Consider the following 18337-nt stretch of genomic DNA (forward strand, 5'->3'; position numbering starts at 1 on the left):
ATATTACTGTGGTTATAAGGAGCTGGAATTGCTTGTGGGTGGTAATCGTACAACCTAGGTACAAAAGAACAGATCACAAAATTGTGTGCCTCAAAAGTTTGGTGTACGGGAGGCGGTTGGTGAACACGACCTGTAATAGGTTCAAAATCTTTAATGTTAAAGATGTATGGGAAGTTATATCCATCCCATCCAACAACATCAAATGGGTGAGAACCATACGTCAAATGATGCAGAACGTTCTCTTTCTTAATCTTAATTAAGAAATCACCTAACTCGTCATGTGTTTCCAATGTTTCCGGTCTTCTTAAATCACGTTCACAGAATGGAGAGTGCTCTAACAATTGACCAAAATTATTTCTGTAACGCTTTGGTGTAACAATTGGAGAGAAAGACTCAACTATAAATAATCTGTTGTTCTCTGTATTGAAATCGATTTGGTAAATCATACCACGTGGAATCACGATGTAGTCTCCGTAAGAGAAATCTAAATTTCCACACATCGTTCTCAATGTCCCTGTACCTTCATGAATGAAAATCACTTCATCTGCATCTGCATTCTTGTAAAAGTACTCTCTCAAAGATTTTTTAGGTGCTGCTACCGCAATGTTCAAATCATTATTAAACATTACAATTTCTCTACTTTCTAAGAAATCATCTTTTGGTGCAACATTGTACCCCTTAAGCATGTGCGATTTGATATTCTTATCTACCGCTGCTATAGGTGTCATATCTATTGTTTCACCAACATTCTTAACCATAGTAGGTCTATGAACGTGGTAAAGTAAACTCGACATACCATGGAAACCTTCTGTACCAAACAATTGTTCTTGATACAAACCTCCATCCTCTTTTTTAAAGGTCGTATGTCTTTTGTGAGGAATTTTCCCCAACTTATGATAAAAGGGCATATTCTTTCTTTTTTAAAATTAAATAATCGGGATATAGATGGTTGTGAAATCCATCATTCTGGATTGCGCTTCAAGAGAAGCTTGGCTTTAATTTTTAAGTCATCCCAATTCATTAACCTCTGAAATTTTCGAGTTTCACAAATATAAAGAAATGCATTCTCTTTTCTAAATCCAATGTCTTATTTTTGCCACATCAAATTAATAGGTTAAAGATTAAATGAAGAAGGTACTTGTTATAGGAGCGTCAGGTCAGATAGGAACAGAATTAGTTCTTGAGTTAAGAAAACGATTTGGTACAGACGCAGTAATCGCATCAGATGTTAAACCAGATTGTCCAGAATTATTAAAAGATGGTCAGTACGCCCAACTCGATGTTTTGGATAGAGAAAAAGTGTGGAACTTTGTAGAAGAGAACAAGGTTACTGAAATCTATTTATTAGCAGCCTTATTATCTGCTACTGCTGAAAAGCATCCAGACTTTGCTTGGAAATTGAACATGGATGGATTATTCAACATTTTAGATTTAGCCAAAGAAAAGAAAATTGAAAAGATTTTCTGGCCAAGTTCTATTGCTGTTTTTGGTCCAACCACACCTGCAGATCAAACACCGCAAACTACCATTATGGAGCCTACAACGGTTTATGGTATCTCTAAACAAGCGGGAGAAAGATGGTGTGAATATTACAATAAAATTTACGGTGTGGATGTTAGATCGATCCGTTACCCAGGTTTAATTTCATATACCTCTCTACCTGGAGGAGGTACTACAGATTATGCCGTTGATATTTTTTACAATGCGCGTAAGCGAAATACCTATACTTCTTTCTTGTCAGAAGATACAGCATTACCTATGATGTATATGGAAGATGCCATTAGAGCAACGATAGAGTTAATGGAAGCTCCGGAAGAAAACATCAAAATTAGAAGTTCTTACAACTTGGCAGGATTGTCTTTCACTCCAGAAGATTTAACAAAGTCTATTCAGAAGCACCAACCAGACTTCACTATTAATTACGCTCCTGATTTCAGACAAAAGATTGCAGACACTTGGCCTAACTCTATAGACGACAGCGCAGCTAAGAAGGACTGGGGTTGGAAAGAGAAATACGACATCGACAAAATGGTTGAGGTTATGCTCGAAAACGTAAACCCAGACTGGATAGATTAAACGTTCTAACATAGATTATTTTTTAATGCCGTTTATCTGCAATTTTATTGGTAGATAAACGGCATTTGTATATATTTAACCGTCAAAATTAATCACATGTATTACTACTCGGTATTAAAATTGTGCATGCTTCTGTTAATCAGTGCAAGCGCATTTTCTAGCGAGCCTGAATACAACAAACCTCAGTTTCTTCTTGAAGATACCATTAATCAGTTTGACAATGCTGGTAAAAAGCATGGTTACTGGGTAATCTATGGTAAGGATGTAGATTCTAGCTTACATTTCCCTACCAATGGAAAAGTAAGAGAGGGTAATTTTGAACACGGTAGAAAGGAAGGTGTGTGGACCTTTTACTATAAAGACGGGAAAACACCCAAATTAAAAGGATATTACAGCAACAACAGACCTGAGGGTAGTTTCACGAAGTATTGGCCCAATGGTTTGGTCAAAGAGGAAGGTGTATTTCGCAATCAAAAATATCAAGACTCCTTAAAGCGATATAATGACAAGGGTGTATTGGTCTATCAAGCTTCATTTGATTCTAGCGGTAATGAAAGTGGTGAAATCGCCTATTATTATGACGATGGCAACCCTCAATTTGTATACACAGCTAAAAAGGGAAAACCCGTGGGAGAAGCCAAGCGATTTTACCCCAATGGAGATGTAAAAGAAGTTATAAATTACAACGAAAACGGAGCTCTAATTTCATCTGAAAAGAAAGAAATGATTTCTCCAGAAAAACAGTCAACCACTCCAAACAAATCTAAAAAGGCTCCTACTATTGAAGATAAAAGTAAACTTTTATTGAACGGGTACAATAAAGTATATAACGACAACCACGAGTTATGGCAAGATGGTGAGTTTAAAGAAGGGCAACTTTGGGATGGTAAAGTTTACGTCTATGATGAAGACGGTCTTTTATTAAAAGTAGAAGTTTACAAGGAAGGAAGATATCATTCCGAAGGTCAACTTTAATCCAGTATCTTTTGTATTGACCCTTTAATTTTTGCCCGAAATTATTGTATTTTCGTGGCTAAATTGATCATGAGTTTTGGAACTCATACTCAGTATTATTGAAATTTTATGGAAGCACACAATAGAAACTTATCTATTTACAATAGTTTATCTGGTGAAAAAGAGGTTTTTACACCTATACATGGAAATTTCGTTGGCCTTTACGTATGTGGTCCAACTGTATATAGCAATGTACACTTAGGAAACTGCCGTACTTTCATAAATTTCGACTTAGTATACCGTTATTTGAAGCATCTAGGCTACAAAGTGCGTTACGTTAGAAACATAACAGACGCTGGTCACCTAGAAGACGACGCAGATCAAGGAGAGGATAAAATTGCAAAAAAGGCAAAACTTCAAAAGTTAGAGCCTATGGAAATTGTACAACAATACACTGTAGATTTTCATGAGACGCTAGACGCCTTTAACAACCTTCCTCCAAACATTGAACCTACTGCAACAGGACATATCATTGAGCAAATAGAGATGATTCAAGAAATCATTGCCAATGGATTGGCCTATGAAGTAAACGGCTCAGTATACTTTGATGTTGAAAAATACAATGCTTCTGAACACTACGGAGAACTTTCTGGTAGAAAAATAGAAGATCTTATATCAGGAACTCGTGAGCTGGATGGACAAAGTGAGAAACGTTCACCCTTAGATTTTGCACTTTGGAAAAATGCAGCTCCAGAACACATCATGAAATGGCCTTCTCCATGGGGAATTGGTTTCCCGGGATGGCACTTGGAATGTTCTGCAATGAGTACCAAATATCTTGGCGAAGAATTCGATATTCACGGAGGTGGAATGGATTTGAAGTTCCCTCACCACGAATGTGAAATCGCTCAAGGTCATGCAGCAACCGGTAAAAAACCAGTTAAATATTGGATGCACGCCAATATGCTCACATTAAACGGAAAGAAAATGAGTAAATCTACAGGTAACAACTTACTTCCTGGAGAACTCTTTTCTGGTAATAATGATTTGCTGGAAAAAGCATTTGACCCTATGGTGGTTCGCTTTTTCATCATGCAAGCACATTACCGTTCAACTTTAGATTTTACTTCAGAAGCCTTAATGGCCGCTGAAAAAGGATTTAAACGTTTAATGGAAGCTGTTCAAATCTTACCAAAGTTGAAAACATCATCCAGCACAAGCACATCGATTACACCCTTAGTCGATAGCTTTTACGCAGCCATGAATGATGACTTCAATGCCCCTATTCTCGTTGCCAAACTCTTTGACGCGGTTAAGTTAATCAACGCCATTAATGATGGAAAAGAAACCATTAGTCAGGAAGATTTAACTATCTTAAGCAATGAAATTAATTCTTTCGTCTTTGATGTTTTAGGACTTAAAGCTGTTAACGATAACAACGACAATTCTTTAAGCAAAGTGATGGAATTAGTGATTGACATGAGACAGACGGCCAGAGAAAATAAAGACTGGACTACATCAGACAAAATTAGAGATTTCTTAGCGGAAGCAGGAATTCAAATTAAGGACAGTAAAGAAGGTACCAACTGGACTAAAATCTAGTTTTTATCGCTTTGCTTTTGTATAACGAACTATTTATTTCGTTATAATTATTATTCTTATACGAGGAAGTATTCCACGTGTACAAAAATTACTATATGTTAACACCCGAAATACCGAAGAAGTTATTTTTATTGGATGCCTTTGCGCTTATTTACCGTGCATATTTTGCATTTTCTAAGAACCCGAGAGTTAACTCAAAAGGACAAAATACTTCGGCAGCATTTGGGTTTACCAATGCACTTATCGATGTTATCAATAGAGAAAAGCCTACCCATTTAGCGGTTGTTTTTGACGCACCGGGTGGAGCCACGAATAGACAAGAGGATTTTTCGGATTATAAAGCCAATCGAGAAGAGATGCCAGAAGACATCCGATCTATGTTGGATCCCATCAAAGAAATTATTTCAGCTTTCAATATTCCTATTTTATTGAAACCCGGTTTTGAAGCAGATGATGTTATTGGAACGTTGGCAAAAATGGCTGAAAAAGAAGGTTTTCAAACCTACATGATGACTCCGGATAAGGATTTTGGTCAACTCGTTTCTGAGAACATTTTTATGTACCGACCAGGAAGGGGAGGAAAACCTGCTGAAATCTGGGGAATTCCTGAGATTTGCGAAAAGTTCCAAGTTGAAGATCCCATCCAGGTAATCGATATTTTAGGACTTTGGGGGGATGCCGTTGACAACATACCTGGGATACCTGGAATCGGTGAGAAAACCTCAAAAAAATTGATCGCGAAATATGGATCAATGGAAAACCTTTTTGAACATACAGATGAACTTAAAGGGAAACAAAAGGAGAACGTTATTAATTTCATGGAGCAAGGGCGTATGTCTAAAATGCTCGCTACCATCATTCTAGATGTTGATGTTGAATTTGATGCCGAAGATCTAAAAGTAGTTGAACCAAACGCTGATAAAATCAGAGAGCTCTTTACTGAACTTGAGTTTAGAAACTTAGCGAAAAGAGTTTTGGGCGAAGAAATCGTTGTTACGCAAGCTGCAAGTAGTCCAAAAGATGAAAATCAACTGGATTTATTTGGAACGGCAAACGACACGAACAGTACGCCAGCTACCCCAGAAAGTTTAAAATCTTTAAGCACAGAAAAACCAAGTTATCATTTTGTGCAAACACCAGAGGGTAGACAAAAACTCCTTGCTAAAATAATGGAACAAAGCTCGGTTTGTTTTGATACAGAAACGAGTTCACTCGAGGCGCGTCATGCGGATATTGTTGGAATGTCTATTTCCTTCAAGGCGAAAGAAGCCTACTACATTCCCTTCCCAACTAAATTTGAGGAGGCGAAAGCAATTTTGGAAGAATTTAAACCCTATTTCCAAAGTAAAGACATAGAAAAAGTTGCCCATAATATAAAGTACGATTTACAAGTAATTGGAAGGTATGGTATTGAAGTCGAAGGTCCAATGTTCGACACCATGATTGCGCATTACTTACTTTCACCAGATGCCAAGCACAGTATGGACAGGCTGGCGGAATATTACCTGAACTATGAAACTATTTCTATAGACAGTATTTTAGGTAAAAAAGGAAAGAAACAAAAGTCCATGCTCGATATTCCACAAGAAGAAATTGTAGATTATGCTTGTGAAGATGCCGATATCACTTGGCAATTGAAAGAATTATTTGAGCCAGAAATCCAAAAAGATCATTTAAAATCCTTGTTCTACGATATGGAAATGCCTTTGGTTGAGGTATTGAAAACCATGGAAGAAGAAGGAATCAATTTAGATATAGAAGGATTGGCTACTTTCTCCCAAGAGCTTGGTGAAAGTCTTGAAAAACTAGAGAAAGATATTAAAGCTTTGGCCGAAGAAGACTTCAACTTAGATAGTCCAAGACAATTGGGTGAAGTATTGTTTGAAAAGATGAAAATTTCATCGAAAGCAAAGAAAACTAAAACGGGTCAATACTCTACCTCAGAAGATGTATTACAAAAGCATAAGGATGACCATGAAATCATTCCTTTGATATTAGACTATCGATCGCTTAAAAAGCTTAAAAACACATATGTAGATCCACTTCCGACTCTTGTAGATGAACAAGACGGTAGATTGCATACGCATTACATGCAAACAGTTGCCGCAACTGGAAGATTGAGTTCGAATAATCCAAACTTGCAGAATATTCCTATTCGAACGGAAAAAGGAAGAGAAATTAGAAAGGCTTTTATTGCAAAAGATGATAACCATTTGCTCATGGCAGCAGACTACTCACAAATAGAATTGCGCATTATTGCCGCACTTTCTCAAGATGAGAATATGGTACATGCCTTTCAGAACAACTTAGATATTCACGCTGCTACGGCAGCAAAAGTCTTTAAAGTAAACTTGGAAGACGTAACCCGTGAACAGCGTAGCTCTGCTAAAGCGGTGAATTTTGGAATTATATATGGTCAAGGTGCATTTGGTTTAGCTCAAAACCTGGGTATATCTAGAAAAGAAGCTAAGGCCATTATAGATGGATACTTTGAAGAATATGCAACCATCAAAACATACATGGATCAGGCCGTTAAAGATGCAAGAGAGAAAGGATATGTAGAAACTATTTTCAATAGAAGAAGGTACCTTCCAGATATTAATTCATCGAACGCTGTTGTAAGAGGTTTTGCAGAGAGAAATGCCATTAATGCACCCATTCAAGGTAGTGCTGCAGACATCATTAAACTAGCAATGATTAAAGTGGCAGAACGCATGAAAAAGGAAAAAGTAAATTCAAAATTACTACTTCAAGTACATGATGAACTTGTTTTTGATGTTCATAAATCAGAACAGGAAATCATGGCTAAGTTGGTACAAGAAGAAATGGAACATGCCGTTGAATTAGCGGTTCCGATGAAAGTTGAATATGAATTAGCAAAGAACTGGTTAGAAGCACATTAAACCACCTTAGCCTAACAACCATTTAATATTTAAGGAAAAGTGTTCAGAGTAAAGTTTATAGTCATATTTCTACTATTATCCCTAAGCTCATTTGCGCAGAAAAATTCGCGCGAACATAATTTGAATGTGCTTTTTGATGGGGACATTGAGAAGGTGGATACGAATTTACGTCCACTTCTTAAACAATTAAACACGCATGCACACCGACAGGAATATGCTAAAGCCTCTCAACTACTCCTTAAGAATTATACGCTGATCCAACAACAAGAGAACCTACCTTATTACAATTACTTTCTATCCACTTGCTACATTGGTGCGAGAAATTTAAGAAGCGCTAAGGAATTATTACAAAAAGAGACCAATGAAATTCTTATCCCTTATAACCTTGAAAAGTTTGGGGTAATCTACACCGAAAAAGGTGAATTAGCTATTGCCAACAAATATTTTAAGTTACAACTCAAAAACGCACAATCTGACCTGATGAAAGGCCGAGCACTGAGAAACGTTGCTATTACTTTTAGAAAACAATATCAACTAGATTCTGCAGTCAAGTATTTTAAAACTAGCAACCATTACTTTTCGCCTTTAAATCACAAATTCAAACTCATCAATGACATTGATCTTGCTGAAATTGATAAAACAAAGGGGTATTATTTAAAAGCAAAAAAAGAACTGAAGAAAATTCTTTACGAATGTTTAGAGAACGAATACTCTCAAATAGCAGGAGTTGTCTTAGTTCTTCTCATGGAAACGCATGAGGATTTATATGAATTCAACTCTATATCAAATTATTTCAAGGACTATAATGGATTGTATTTACTGGAAGAAACAGATGAAAAACTAGCATTCTTACGTTATCAAATTGTTTATTCTCCAGAAAATCAAATTGAAAAGAAAGAGAAATTTATACATTATAAGAATCTACTTCAGATTTTAAAAACGAATAAATCTAATTCTTTTACCCAATTAATAGAAAGTCTGAAAACTCATGATTCCATTCTCATTGCGAATCAAAATACGAGTCCTCTCTCTAAATTAAACAAGCAACAAAATTCTCAAGGCTTACTTAAATGGTGGATCATTGGACTATCTATCATCTTTTGTATTGGATTTTTAAGTATCTATTTCTACAACCGCAACAACATCAGTAGGCGTATAAAGAACTTGCAAAAAGAACGTAAGGAACTGCATAAAAGAATAGAAAGACAAAATCGAGAATTAACAGATTTAGCGATTAACTTGAAAAGAAAAAGACAATTTGATGAAGAGTTCCTTAAAAAGGTTGAATTCGTAAAGAATAGTTCTTTCTCCCATAAAGAACAAATTACCAAACTTTCTAATGAACTTAAAAATCAAGTTGGTCAAGGTTACACGAACGAGTTACTCCAAGAAAATATTAATGAATTAAATTCTAAGTTCAATGCGGTATTATCTGAAAAACATCCCAACCTTACCAATTACGACAAAGAACTTTGTGGACTCATTCGTTTAAACTTTTCAAATAAAGAGATTGCCAACCTCAAAAACATCTCTTCTCAATCTGCCAGAACAGCGAAATATAGGTTAAAACAGAAACTAGAATTAGACGCTGAAATTGACCTAATAGAATACCTTCAAAAACTATAATCTCATCTCCCGGAAGGAGAATTCCCCCCTCCCCCTCTTTCAAGATTTTCCTATGCTAAAAACAGCGATGAACGACTTTTATCGTTCTCTTAGCGACAATAATTCATCGGTAAAAAGCAGTACTTGCATAATAAATAGCAAATAATCCAGGTAATACAAAACCCTGTTTTTCAGTCATTTAAAACATTCCGTATACGGGTTGTATACGCTCTACCCAACCGATGTATACATCTAATCTACTCCTATGTTTAAACATATTTTTTAAGCTGTGGTACATTTATTACAGACGAACAGTAAGTAACTACCTCAAGCGAACCCTCTTGGGGAGTATCCCCTTTGAACCTTCATCTAGGTTTAAGGGAGTTAAAAAAACGATTAGGTTATGAAACACTTCTTTACCCTTAACAAACTGCAGGCATTTTGCCTGTTGGTACTAACCCTCCTATGCACTAGGACCGGTTTTAGTCAAAATCAATTTTATGCCAACTCAGTCACCGACTCCCTGGCATTAACAGATTACCTCAACACCGTTGATGGTGATCTCACCACATTTGGTACCGTCACATCAAGCTCAGGACTAGCCCTAGGTCTTGGAGCTTATGATGGTTTCATAGAGGTTGAATTTCCAAGTTTATTACCTGCGAACACAACTACTTATGTTAAAATCGCAACTGAGGATGACATACTTACCCCTTTAACAGGAGGTAGTTTGGCCACACTCCTAAGTGATGTTTTGGGCATTGTGTTGGCCGGAAATCAAGAACTGGATATTGAGGCTAGAAACGGAACAAGTACCGTTCTCTCCGCTTCAACTGCCAGCCCCGGAGATTTCTCGGCAGATAGTCTACGCGTTGTAATCGATAGTGCAGGTAGTTTTTACCTCGCCATTACACCTTCCAACGCATATAACAGGATCTATATTTCCAATGAAATGGGATCACTCTTAGGATTATTTATGACCCGTGAATTGGAATTTTACGATGCCTTTTATTATAACGGGACGAATGCCTGTGGACAGGCCATGTATACAAGTTTCGATGGTACAGGAATTACATTAGACTTATTGAACTTAGGAGGAGCCGGTGTTCAAAATCCAGAGTTAGCAATTGATAGTGATACTTCAACACATTCAACACTTAATTTTGGTATTCTTGATGTTGCTTCAACGCTCGAACAAACGATTTACTTCGATGGACCTACAAATACAACTGATGAATTTAGAATTAGACTACAAATAAGCTCGAGTCTAGTTTCACTAGGATTAGCAAACAATATAGAAATTGAAGCCAAGCTTGGTGCAACCACAGTGTTTAACCAAAACTTAACCAGTGGTTCTTTAATCAATTTAAATTTACTCGACTTACAAAATGGACAACCCGTTGATGTAATAGTAGACCCTAATACTCCAATCGATAGAATAACAGTTAGAATGACTTCGCTTCTCGGCGTTGATTTAGCACAAATGTTGTATTTGTATGGAGTTCAGAAAATACCGGCAATGCCAACCATTGACCCTGCTTCAGTTAATTCGGTTACTTGTGCTAATGATTCCATTCAACTCATTGCGAATGGAGATCCAAGTACACTTATTATGAAATGGTACGATGCCCAAGAAGGAGGTAACCTCATTGGAACTTCTGCCTCTGGCGATCCTTTCACGATATACAACATAGATCAGGATACAACATTCTTCGTTGCAGCATCTATACCTGGTTGTCCTGAAGAATCTCAGCGCACTCCAGTAGATGTATCGATTATTGCCCTTCCTACGGATACAAATATCACCGTTACCGGAGATGGGAATCCATATTGTGCTTTGGACACGATAAACATTGTTCCCTCATCAGTAATAGGGGTAGATTTTACATGGTACTTTGACAATAATAAAACGCAACCCATTACCAATGGAACGCTTGGTGGAGTGTACTACAACGTAGACGCCAATGGGACTTTAACAATTGCAGGTTTAGACGACCAATCTTCTCCTTACAGTTATTTTGTAAGTGTTGTAGATACGGTTACAGGTTGTGTTAATGGAGCTGGTGACTTAAAAGAGGTTGTTATTAACATCATCGATACGCAAGCGCCAACAACAGCCAATGCCAACCAAGAATTTTGTGTGCTTGATTACGCTACAATTGCGGATCTTCAAGTTAATGAATCTAATATTTTATGGTATGATGCTGCAAGCATGGGGAACGCACTTGCTACAACGGATACCTTAATAGATGGTGAAATTTATTATGCTTCTCAGGTTGGACCAAGTTGTGAAAGTTCTAATCGTTTAGCAATCACCGTTCAATTAAATGACACGACTCCGCCAACAACTTCAAATTCTACACAAGAATTCTGTAAAGTTGATTACCCAATCATCTCAGATATTCAAGTAGATCAAATAAATATCAATTGGTATGACGCGGCTGCAGGTGGAAATCTTTTAAGCCTGAGTGACACGCTTACCACAGGTAATTACTATGCATCTCAAGTAGGTACAACCTGTGAGAGTTCTACTCGATTAATGGTCAGTGTTATAGTAAATGATACAACAGCACCTACAGCTTCTTTAACCACACAAGAATTTTGTTCGGCAAGTAGTCCTACAATTGCAGATTTAGTAGTTGATCAAAACAACGTTGTTTGGTACGATGCTGCTGAAGGTGGAAACCTATTAAATAATACAGATGTTTTAGTTGATGGTAACTCTTATTTCGCTGCTCAAGTCGGAAGTGAGTGTGAGAGTTTTGATCGTTTAGAAATAGTCGTTGGACTAGGTGTTATCCCTCCTCCTACGACTATGGATCCTATTCAAGAATTCTGTGTATCTGATTACCCTACAGTAGCAGATTTACAAACCAACGAAACAAACGTAATCTTTTATGATGCCGCAACTGGAGGAAATTTAGTCAGTAACTCAGACACGTTAGTAAATTTAAATTTCTACTATGCAGCTACTGTAGGTATTGGATGTGAAAGTACAACACGTTTGATGTTACAAGCCATCGTAAACGATACGACTCCTCCAACAACCTCATCAGCAGTTCAAACCTTCTGTGTGTTAGATTTTGCAACCATTGCAGACATTCAAGTTGATCAACCGAATGTAAACTGGTATGATGCACCTATCGGAGGAAACATATATGCTTCAACAGATACATTAGTAACTGGAGATTATTATGCCTCTCAAGTAGGATCAGAATGTGAAAGTTCATTGAGACTTATGGTGAGCATCGTTATTGACGATGAAACACCACCAACCACGGCTAATGCCAACCAAGAATTCTGTATTGCTGAGTATGCAACAGTTGCCGATTTACAAACCAACGAACCAAATGTTGTTTGGTACGATTCAATTGAAGCAGGTAATATGTATAACTCAACTGATCTTTTAGTGGATGGTTTAACATATTACGGAGCGAAACAAGGAGCGGCATGTGAGAGTTCAATGCGCTTAGCAGTAGTTGTAACCTTAAATGATACGACAGCTCCTACAACCGCTAATACAACACAAGATTTTTGTTCTACTTCTAACCCAACATTAGCAGACGTTGTTGTAGACCAACCCAACATTATATGGTATGCAGCAGCTTCAGGAGGAACACCTTTGGCTTCCTCAACACCTCTTGTTGATAACACTACATATTACGCTGCCCAACAGGGAACGGAATGTGAAAGTTCTACGCGTTTAGCCATTCTTGTTACGGTAGGAGTTATACCTCCACCAACAACGAGTAGTTTAAACCAAGAATTCTGTGTAGTTGAATACGCTACGGTTGCAGATATTCAAGTCAACGAACCCAATGTAATTTGGTATGATCAAGCCTCTGGAGGTACTGCCTACAGTGCAACGGATACCTTGATGGATCTAACGACATATTATGGAGCTACGCAAGCTACCAATTGTGAAAGTGCAGTAAGAACAGCCATTACAATTACATTAAACGACACTACGGCACCTACAACAGCAAATGCAAATCAAATTTTCTGTACGGTAGACAACCCGACAGTAGCCGATATTCAAGTTGATCAACCCAATGTAAACTGGTATGATGCTCCAATGGGAGGTAACTTATTAGCAACTACAGACGCTTTAATGGATGGTAGTTACTACGCGGCACAACAAGGTAGTGAATGTGAAAGCTCAATGCGTTTAGAAGTTGTGGTAACCGTAAACGATACAACTGCACCAACAACCTTAAACGCAAACCAAGACTTTTGTTTGGTGGATATGCCAACATTAGATGATGTTCAAGTAAATCAATCCAACATTGTTTGGTATGATGCAGCGACTAATGGAAATGCGCTTGCAGGGAATACTGCTTTAAGTGATGGTGCTACTTACTATGCTGCACAGGTTGGAGCATTTTGTGAAAGCTCTGTTCGCTTAGCCATCACAGTAAATGTAAATGACGCTTCAACACCAACAACGCTTAATGCTGATCAGGAATTCTGTCAATCAGACAATCCAGTTATTGCTAATATTCAAGTCAACCAGTCAAACATTAACTGGTACGATGCCTCAACTGGAGGTAATCAATTGGCTAACTCAGATCCATTAATGGATGGAGTATCTTACTATGCTGCCCTTGTAGGTATTAATTGTGAAAGTGCTGTACGATTACAAATCAATGTTACAGTAACAGATACAGTTGCTCCTACAACAACGGATGCAAATCAAGAATTCTGTGCCGTTGATATGCCTACAGTTGCAGATATTCAAGTGAACGAAACAGGAGTAAACTGGTATTTGTCAGCATCTGGTGGAACAGCATTAAATGCAACGGATGCATTGGCTACCAATACTTATTACGGTGCATTAATCGTTGGGAATTGTGAAAGTTCAAGCCGTTTGATGGTAAACGTAACAGTTAACGACACAACAGCTCCAACTACATTGATGGCCAACCAAAGCTTCTGTCAAATTGATATGCCAACCCTAGCGGATATACAAGTGAATCAAACAAACATTGTTTGGTATGATGCTGCAACAAATGGAAACGCATTACCGATGAACACAGCACTTATGAATGGAGCAACCTACTATGCCGCTCAATTAAGTGTAGACTGTGAAAGTTCGCAAAGACTAGCTGTAAATGTAACTGTAGAAGACGAGGCAACACCAACAACAAACAATACAAATCAAGATTTTTGTGGGGTAGACATGCCTACAATCGCAGATATTCAAGTAAACGAAACAAATGTTAGCTGGTATGATGCTGCAACCGGAGGTAATCAATTATCCAACGCAGATGCTCTCATAGATGGAATGGCTTACTATGCAACTTTAGTAGGAACAAATTGTGAAAGCTCTGTCAGACTTCAGGTTAATGTAACGGTTTCGGATACAGTGGCTCCTACAACAACGGATGCAAATCAAGAATTCTGTGCCGTTGATATGCCTACAGTTGCAGATATTCAAGTGAACGAAACAGGAGTAAACTGGTATTTGTCAGCAACTGGCGGAACGGCATTAAATGCAACGGATGCATTGGCTACTGACACGTATTACGGTGCATTAATCGTTGGAAACTGTGAGAGTTCAACACGATTAATGGTAAATGTTACCGTTAACGACACCACTGCTCCAACTACTTTGATGGCCAATCAAACTTTCTGTGCAGGAGATAATCCAACGTTAGCAGATGTTCAAGTAAATCAAACAAACATCGTGTGGTATGATGCTGCAACAAACGGAAACGCATTACCGATGACCACAGCACTTATGAATGGAGCAACCTACTATGCCGCTCAATTAAGTGTAGATTGTGAAAGTTCGCAAAGACTGGCAGTTACGGTTGCGGTTTCAAATATACCCGCTCCAACAACAAACAGTACAGCGCAAACTTTCTGTAGCATTGACAACCCAACGATAGCAAGTATTCAGGTGAACCAAACAAACGTAGTTTGGATGGATGCAGGAGCGAATGTGTTAACACCTTCCACTCCGCTTACCGATGGTGCTTCTTACTTTGGTGCACAAACTAACGGTCAATGTACAGGAACGAATTTGTTAGCGGTTAGTGTTACGGTAACTTTTGTACCTGCTCCAACAACCAATGATGCAAATCCAGAATTTTGTGCGAATACAAATCCAACTTTAGCGGATATTAGTATGAACGAACCAAACATTAACTGGTACGATGCTCCAACTATGGGTACTTTATTACCTAATGGTACTTTATTGGTTGACGGTCAAATTTACTATGCCGCAAACGTAATGAATGGTTGTGAAAGTGAAGTGAGAACTGCTGTCCAGCCTTCGTTAAATATAACGAGCACACCAACAACTTCTAATAATAACCAGACTTTCTGTTTCAGCGATAACCCAACGTTGGCAGACATACAAGTTACAGCTACACAAGTAGTTTGGTATGATCAGCAAACTGGAGGAAGTGTTTTAGCTTCAGGAACAACGCTGCAAGATGGGGCTACTTACTATGCAGCCAATGTAGAAAATGGATGTGAAAGTGACCAAAGAATTGCAATCACGGTTCACTTAAATGGAGGTCCAACGGCACAAATCATTGGAACATTCAACGATATATGTGTTGCGGATACCCTTACCTACTCAACAAATGCTAACATGACGAATTATGTTTGGACAGTTGTTGACGGGACTATAGTTGCTGGAGGTTCATCAACAGACAACTTTGTAGAGGTAGTTTGGGATGGTTCAGGATCAGGATCAATTCAAGTAAGTTATACGAACACCGCTGGATGTTCTGAATACATGGATACCCCTATTCAAATCACAACAGGAATTTGTCCAGACCTTAGTATCTACAAAACTGTAGACAACAAAACACCTGAGATGTATGAAAATGTTGAGTTTACGATTACAGTTGAAAACACAGGTAATGTAACCTTCACAAATGTTCTTATCAATGAACAATTAACCAATGGTTTTGAATATGTTTCTCATTCAACATCAGCAGGAGCATATGACTTATCAACTGGTGTTTGGTCTATCTCAACGGTTTCACCAAATACGAGTGAAACACTCGTAATAATTGCCAAAGTCATTCCTGGAAGTAATCACTGGAATATCGCTCATTTAATTGGAGATTATACGGATGATACAGACCCTGAAAACAATGTAGACTCAGTAGAGGTGGACCCCGTAGACCTTACCGTTTACAATCAGTTCTCACCAAATAATGACGGGGATAATGACAGATTCATTATTGATGGAATTGAGGACTATCCAGAAAATACAGTTCAAATCTTTAACCGTTACGGAAACCTGGTATATCAAACTGAAAACTATCAGAACGACTGGGATGGAGTTCCAAACGTTGGCGGAACTATTGGTACTGGAAATGTATTACCAACAGGTACTTATTTCTACATCATAAAAGACGCTAACTCAGATCAGCAATGGTCAGGATGGTTATACTTAATTAAATAATAACATACTAAACGCAATACGATGAAAACTTTGAAAATAAATAAAATCAGTGCGGTATTAGTAGCAGCTCTTTTTGTTGGTTCCTTTGCTTGGGGCCAACAAAGAGCGCAGTACACGCAATATATGTATAACACTATGCCATTGAACGCGGGTTATACAGGAACAATAGACGGTTTAGAAGCAACTGCTATTCACCGATCTCAATGGGTTGGAATGGATGGAGCCCCTGTTACAACCGGTCTTTCTTTAAACGGAGCCATTAACAAGCATTTTGGACTTGGGTTAACAGCGGTTAATGATAGAATTGGTCCAATTACACAAAATGAACTCGCGGTGAACCTTGCTTCAAGCGTGCAGTTAAATGATAAACTTAGATTGTCTTTAGGCGTTTCTGGAGGTATCAATTCAGTATCTGCTGATTGGTCTATGGGAACTATCTACAACACTAGTGATAACGCATACAACCAAAATTTAAACAACGAGATAACTCCAGCTGTTGGTGCCGGACTTTACCTTTACTCTAACCGTTTTTACGCTGGAGTATCTAGTCCTAATGTCATCAAACGTAAAAGCAATCTTTCTCAAGTTTATGACAGGTTTGCCAACGAACTACACTTCTTTGTGATTACAGGTTATGTATTCGACTTGTCACCTAATGTGAAATTCAAACCTGCTTTGATGACGAAGATAGTACCTAATGCGCCTTTAAGTATTGACTTATCTGCCAATTTCCTCTTGAAGGAGCAATTTACTTTGGGTGCTGCTTACAGATATCAGGATGCTATTAATCTTTTAGCAGGATATGAGTTTGCGAAATCATTCTTTGTTGGATACGCCTACGACTTAGGAATTACTCCAACAAAAGATTTCCATTCTGGATCTCATGAAATCATTTTGAAATACAAACTATTGAGACAAACGAGAGTTGCAACCTCTCCAAGATTCTTCTAAAACGGAACCATCATGAAAAATTTAATATACATAAGTCTCTTAGCATCTGGAATTGCCTTTGGTCAAAACGCGATGGAAAAAGGAGATGATTTATACGCTAAATATGACTTCGATAATGCTATTGAATCTTACAATAAAGCAATCTCAAGTAATAAAGCAACAGAAGATGTTAATCTTAAAATTGCCAACAGCTACTTTAATCTAACGAATTACAAACAAGCTTTACCTTGGTATCAAAGAGCTATATCTGCTGATTATAGCAATGTTGACGAAGGAGATTTTCTGAAATACATTCAGTGCCTAAAAAGCGAGGGGCAATATGAAGATGCCGACGCCATACTCATGGAGTATTATGCGGGTAATTCGGAAAAATTAGCTCAATTAAAAAAGCAAAAAGCAGCTTTCGACATTAAAAGAGACAACTTATACGTCTTGAGAAATCTTCCCATCAATTCAGCTAACTCTGATTTTGGTGTAGCCAATTATGGGAACAAAATCTTATTTGCTTCGAGTAGAGCTGGAGAAGGAGAATTGACGAAGAAAACATACGCTTGGAACGAACAACCTTACTTAAACATTTATGAGGCACAAAGAAATACAGCGAATGGTAACCTTACCAATGACAAATTATTCGAGGGCCTGAATTCGCAGTATCATGATGCTATGATTTGTTTCAACAAAGAAAATACACGCGTGTACTTTTCTACGAATCAATTGCGCAAAAAAGGTAAGCTGAAGACTAATGAGGATGGTACCTCTACCCTTCAAATTATGTTGGCGGATGTCGTTGAAGGCAAGATTGCCAATATCGTAAGTTTGA

General features: G+C 37.9%; 9 protein-coding genes. 8 read left to right on the plus strand and 1 reads right to left on the minus strand.

What is annotated here, in order from left to right:
- On the minus strand, nt 1-908 hold a 908-nt coding region (locus AC22ZQ_RS04765; protein WP_318957586.1), incomplete at its 3' end, for a homogentisate 1,2-dioxygenase.
- A gap of 217 nt (nt 909-1125) precedes the next feature.
- Between AC22ZQ_RS04765 and AC22ZQ_RS04770 the strand changes: the two genes are divergently transcribed.
- The 8 genes from AC22ZQ_RS04770 to AC22ZQ_RS04805 all read left to right on the plus strand — a co-directional run.
- On the plus strand, nt 1126-2076 hold the full coding sequence (locus tag AC22ZQ_RS04770; protein ID WP_318957588.1) for an NAD-dependent epimerase/dehydratase family protein: 951 nt from the start codon (nt 1126-1128) through the stop codon (nt 2074-2076).
- 126 nt (nt 2077-2202) lie between these two features.
- The gene (locus AC22ZQ_RS04775) at nt 2203-3051 is read left to right on the plus strand and encodes a toxin-antitoxin system YwqK family antitoxin (RefSeq protein ID WP_318957591.1); all 849 of its coding nucleotides are present in this window, start codon (nt 2203-2205) and stop codon (nt 3049-3051) included.
- Between the two features lie 108 nt (nt 3052-3159).
- Complete coding sequence (gene cysS, locus AC22ZQ_RS04780) at nt 3160-4632, plus strand: cysteine--tRNA ligase (RefSeq protein WP_318957593.1); 1473 nt, start codon at nt 3160-3162, stop codon at nt 4630-4632.
- A gap of 95 nt (nt 4633-4727) precedes the next feature.
- Entirely contained in the window at nt 4728-7535 is a 2808-nt protein-coding gene (polA, locus tag AC22ZQ_RS04785) for a DNA polymerase I (protein WP_318957595.1), read from the plus strand.
- Nucleotides 7536-7688: 153 nt separating this feature from the next.
- The gene (locus tag AC22ZQ_RS04790; RefSeq protein WP_318957596.1) at nt 7689-9161 is read left to right on the plus strand and encodes a hypothetical protein; all 1473 of its coding nucleotides are present in this window, start codon (nt 7689-7691) and stop codon (nt 9159-9161) included.
- 382 nt (nt 9162-9543) lie between these two features.
- Complete coding sequence (locus AC22ZQ_RS04795; RefSeq protein ID WP_318957598.1) at nt 9544-16566, plus strand: Ig-like domain-containing protein; 7023 nt, start codon at nt 9544-9546, stop codon at nt 16564-16566.
- 21 nt (nt 16567-16587) lie between these two features.
- The gene (locus tag AC22ZQ_RS04800) at nt 16588-17517 is read left to right on the plus strand and encodes a PorP/SprF family type IX secretion system membrane protein (protein WP_318957599.1); all 930 of its coding nucleotides are present in this window, start codon (nt 16588-16590) and stop codon (nt 17515-17517) included.
- Between the two features lie 12 nt (nt 17518-17529).
- A partial coding sequence (locus AC22ZQ_RS04805) for a tetratricopeptide repeat protein (protein ID WP_413468671.1) occupies nt 17530-18337 on the plus strand: 808 nt, incomplete at its 3' end.

The organism is Lishizhenia sp. (genome assembly GCF_057456495.1).